The sequence below is a fragment of the Caballeronia sp. genome (assembly GCF_049581465.1).
Lineage (GTDB): Bacteria > Pseudomonadota > Gammaproteobacteria > Burkholderiales > Burkholderiaceae > Caballeronia.
In genome coordinates, this window is the sequence record NZ_JBAUSA010000645.1 from 1 (window position 1) to 3,549 (window position 3,549).

Annotated in this window: 2 protein-coding genes and 1 pseudogene; all 3 read left to right on the forward strand. The window is 56.3% G+C overall.

The features are described 5' to 3' along the window. The first annotated feature begins 525 nt into the window (after positions 1-525). Entirely contained in the window at positions 526-1,854 is a 1,329-nt protein-coding gene (locus WCA53_RS15845; RefSeq protein ID WP_423912122.1) for a hypothetical protein, read from the forward strand. Positions 1,855-2,726: 872 nt separating this feature from the next. Further along, a pseudogene (locus WCA53_RS15850) lies at positions 2,727-3,134 on the forward strand (VOC family protein); the annotation flags it as partial. A gap of 49 nt (positions 3,135-3,183) precedes the next feature. Beyond that, on the forward strand, positions 3,184-3,549 hold a 366-nt coding region (locus WCA53_RS15855; protein WP_423912125.1), incomplete at its 3' end, for a GNAT family N-acetyltransferase.

Below are 3,549 nucleotides of genomic sequence, written 5' to 3' on the forward strand. Positions count from 1 at the left end.
CGGCGAGAGTGGGGCTACGACGGGGTGCTGCTCGCGGCGAGTGAGGGGCTAGGGCGGGGTGCTGCTCGCGGCGAGTGTGGGGCTAGCATTGAGTCCTTCTGCTAGCGTGGTCGTTCCGCATACGTAGTATTTTCTTGCTTATTACTGTTAGCCGCTGTCCGGGGCGGGACTTCATTTCTTTTCAAACGCGAAAAGAAACGAAGCAAAGAAACGCGTTTTAAACCGCCAATTTTTTAGTGTCGTCGTTGCTCATTTCAGGCTTTTGGCACGAACGTAGCGCAGCCCCCACGCATCAACGCGCAGTCGAACACCCTCCCCAAGCCCCAGCGGCGCGCACACGCTTCGCCTCCCACGCCCATATGCCCCTCACTCACCGCCAGCGGCACCGGCCAATCGAAGCGTCCGGCGCTTGGCGCTTGGCGCAGCAAAATACTTACGTTCCCTTTGCCGCGTGTCAGCTAATTTGCGGTGCGGCCGCCAAGATGTGGATAATCTCCGCTGCTATAAGGGATACACAATACCGAGATGACACACCATTCAGACAGTGCGGCCGAGTCTCAAGACCCCGGCGTTCATCGTGCGCTCGCCGAGGCGAAACGCGCGCAAGGCGACGAACTCGGCGCACTCGCGCATTTGATTGCGGCGCAAACACTCGACGCGTACTTAACCACGCCACAGGGATTTTCAGCGACCGAACTCTGTAATGTCGCGACCGGCTACTTCATGAAGGGTGATCACGACGCCGCATTGCGCTGGTACGGACTCGTGCTTGCCATTGATCCGAACCAGGCGAGCGCGTATCAGAATCTCGCCGCCATTCATTCTGCTGCCGGGCGTATCGCGGATGCGGAAGCGTGCCGCGAGCGTGCTTATCGGATTCAGCGCGTGTATGTAGAGTCTGCTGGCGATCACGCAATGCGGGTATTGATTTTGTGCGTGGGCCGATCATCAGGCAATGTTCCATTCGATACCCTGCTGCCCGCCGGAACATCGACCCGAATCAAGTACGCAATCGACTACGCGTCCGAGGACGAAGACAAACAACTGCCCCGTTATGAGCTCGTTTTCAATGCTATTGGCGACGCCGATATTGCGGCGCCGCTGGCGGCAAGGCTCGAACGCTTCGCAAATCAATGCGGTCGTCCACTGCTCAACGCGCCCTCGACGGTAGCCAGGACTCAACGTCATCAGTTAAGCACCTTGATCGGGGATGTGGAAGACGTGGCGGTAGCGCCCTGCATCCGATCAGAAAGGCAGCCTGTTTCCAGCGCTGCGTTAGCTGAATCGCTCGCTGGTTCGGGCATCGGGTTTCCCGTGTTGGCGCGTCCAGCGGCGACGCACGGCGGCGAGGCGTTGGGCCGTTACGAAACGCTTGACGCACTGGAACAAGGTATTCGTGCCTTTTCGGGCGCTCACTATATAACTACGTTTTGCGATTTCCGCTCGGCCGATGGTTACTATCGCAAGTACCGCATCATCTTTGTCGACCGTGAGCCGTTTCCTTATCATCTGGCGATTTCGTCGAACTGGATGGTTCATTATTTTTCCGCCGATATGGAAGGAACACCCTGGAAGCTCGATGAGGAAAGGCGCTATCTGGAAGATCCGCGAGCCGCGCTGGGCGCTCGGGCGATGGCTGCAGTGATAGCGATCGGCCAGCGACTGGGTCTCGACTATGGTGGTATTGACTTCACGCTTCTGCCGGACGGTAGGGTGTTCGTGTTTGAGGCCAATGCGACCATGCTCGTGCATCGTGAGCGCGAAAACGGCGTTTTGGCGTATAAGAACAGGTATGTGCAACGTATAGTGGAGGGGTTTGGCACGATGTTGGGGAGGTGGCGTGGCGCGAAATAAGCCGCTACGCGTTGCGCTCGAAACCATAGCAAGTCAGATACAAACGGCAAGCGTTTTGCTCAACGACTCACTAAACGATCTCGCTGAAATGATAAAAGTGCCCAAGCGCGTAGCGTCGTAAAAGCATGCCCCCATGGGCCTTTAATCAACGCGGGCACGACGCTTAGGCGCGGTAGGATACGTTGCGCGGAAAGGCCCGCTATCAATCCGTCCACTTCGCCCGAAGTGCTCAAGGTTCTTCGTTTTCGTCTAGGACCGCACCCATATCCCGCATTCTTTCCTTCACGCGCTAGTTCATCGCTTGATAGCGCGAGATGCGCGGCGGCATAAAACAGACGATCTTCGCCCATTACGCGCGGAGATTGTCCGCCCGTATACTTGCGCCATTGTTGGCCGCCAGCGAGCGCGAATAGTTGGGCCATCGCTTCGCTGGTTTTTTCTAACGAATCTTTGAGACGCCTGAGATCGGCGGCGGAAGGTGGTATGTATGGCATATTAAAAACCCGCCTTTCGGCGAATCCTTGGTTATCCTACGAGGTACTTGGACAGTCGTAAAATCGCAGCGAGGAAAGTAGTAGCGAGTACGGGGCAAAAATTGCGGGTCCATATTAGGGTGCTTGTAGGGCAATTTCTGCGCCGTACTGTAGTTGATTTAGGCTTACGCGTCGATGACGTAAGTCTTTGATTTGTAAGCGTTGGCCAATGCTGGGCACATGAAGCTTACAGAATAATTCATCCAGGCAGGGGCAATGGAAAAAGCAAAGAAAATTCGACTTGATCCGATCGACCACGCAAGAGGATGATTCCACACTCGCCGCCAGCAGAACCCCTAACCCCTGAGCGCCCGCGCCCCATCGAACAACGAACGAAGAATGCACCTTCTCGACCATGTTTCCATCGGCGTTCCCGATCTCGATACAGCACGCCCCTTTTACGACGCGATCATGAGTGCCCTGGGCGCTACTAAGGTCTACGATCGCCCTCAGGCGCTCGGCTACGGCGAACGATGCGACCAAACCGACACACTGTCGACGTGTCTCACGATCTATGCCGATGCGGGAGTGATTGGCGAAAGTAAGCGCCATTGGTGTTTCAAAGCCGCGTCAAGTAAGCAGGTGAACACGTTTCATGCTGCGGGACTCGCCGCCGCAGGGGGTGCCTCAGACGGCGAACCCGGACATCGGTCACACTATCATCCTGGTTATTACGCAGCATTCCTTATCGACCCGGCGGGCAATCGCGTAGAAGCGGTTTGCCATGCCGTCGTCCAGGCGTCGTCAAGACTCGTCGAAGGTAACGCGGTCGTGGGCTCCACTCCGACACTTCAAAATGAAACTGATCAGTAATCGCCTCTACCTCAGGGATTTCGTGCTGTCCGATCTCGATGCGGTTCACGAATACGCCAGTTCAATCGAGGTCGTGAAACATCAGGAATGGGGACCCAACACAATCGAGCAAACCAAGCAATTCATCAGCGACTGCTTGCGCGAAAGTTCGCTCCTGGGACGCAACACCATTTCGTTGGCGGTGGTGTTGAATGACGAGTGCCTGATCGGGGCCTGTAGAGCAAGTGTGTCGGAGGACGGCGAGGACGCAGAGATCGGCTATTCGCTCAATCCAAAACATTGGCGCAAGGGATATGGCACCGAAGCGGCAGCGCGGTTGATCGAATACCTAAAGAACGAAAGGAAGGTG